Genomic DNA, 1,281 nt, shown 5'->3' with positions numbered 1-1,281 from the left:
CCCGCTACGGCATCGACGCCACCATCGCCGCCGACGGCACCATCACCGGCGGCACCGCCAAGATCATCGCCCAGATGGCGTATCAGAATACGGATGGCGTGTATAATACTATCGCACAACCTGACTACGTTAGCATCCCTGGCGTCGCAGATCTGGATTTCGACGGAAGGGACGAATTGTTTTACGAGTACACACAGAGCGTGGAGACTTGTAATGTAAATCAAGGTGGTTGCCCGGCCATTAAAAGAACTAAGGTAATCTTAAGGCGAGCCTCCGACGGTTCACCATCTGGCGGCAAGAGCTTGGTAATTGATACTATACCATACGATCCAACCTCCGGATCGCCTGCTCCAAGGTACTCATCGGCACCAGGCCGTTTCATTAACAAGAATACGATCGACTTTGCTGACGTGGCGACATGGGTGTCATATGTCAATGGCGCTACTGGCCGTTATACGTATTCGACAACAAAATCGGTCATTAAAACAGACGCCGACCTGTCGATGACAAAGGTTGGCTGCGCGTCAGGCGACTACGCGGCAGTTTGTGCGGCTTTACCGGACCTGTCGCCAACGCCATCGCCATCGCCGCAATTCTTAGCCGATGACGATGGGGACGGGATCGAGTCCTTTTATCCCAGAGGGACATCCGCGGCCGGGGTTGGCATTGGCGATTTCCTCGGCAATGGGCGACAGCAACCGCTGATCGCCTCCGGCGGCGACGCAGTACAAAAGGGCACGTTGTCAACCGGGGTATGGCAATATGGGTCTGCAATTTCCACAAACGGCAGTGGTGGGACGGTTATTGCCGATATCAACGGCGACGGCGCCTCCGATGTGGTTCGCTATGATCCTGGGCTTGGTAAGATCAGGGTGTTCCTGTCCACCGGGATCGGGTTTAAGGCGTATGGCGATGCCATCTCGGTTTCGGGTGATCGAGTCACGTTCCGCGACTTCAACAATGACGGTCGTGCGGATGCGATTACGTTCCAGAACGACACCGTGAGGTTCTTTTCCCTGCAGCCAACTTCGGTTTCCTACAGCGCCGCATTGTTCAAAACAGCTTCTTGGCCCTCACACGCCGTGATCGGCGATTTCAATGGCGACGGCCTGCCTGATATGGGGTTCAAAGCCGGTAATAGGGCTGGCGACAATGACTCTATGTATTTGTCCGCCCCGGGCCCCGGCAATCCAGACCTGCTTCGGCAGATCACGACGGAACTCGGCGGCACGGTGGCGGTCGAGTACACGCCGTCCTCGACCTGGACGAACAACTACCTGC

At 56.1% G+C, this 1,281-nt stretch carries 1 protein-coding gene; it reads left to right on the top strand.

Going from position 1 to position 1,281, the window contains the following annotated elements:
• Positions 1 to 1,281, top strand: a 1,281-nt coding sequence (locus FJ958_RS31405; protein WP_140750005.1) for a VCBS repeat-containing protein, incomplete at both ends; no start/stop codon positions are given.

It is taken from the genome of Mesorhizobium sp. B2-3-5 (assembly GCF_006442395.1).
Classification (GTDB): Bacteria; Pseudomonadota; Alphaproteobacteria; order Rhizobiales; family Rhizobiaceae; genus Mesorhizobium.
Note: the sequence above shows the minus strand (reverse complement) of the source record. Positions and strands in the feature narration are given on the sequence as shown.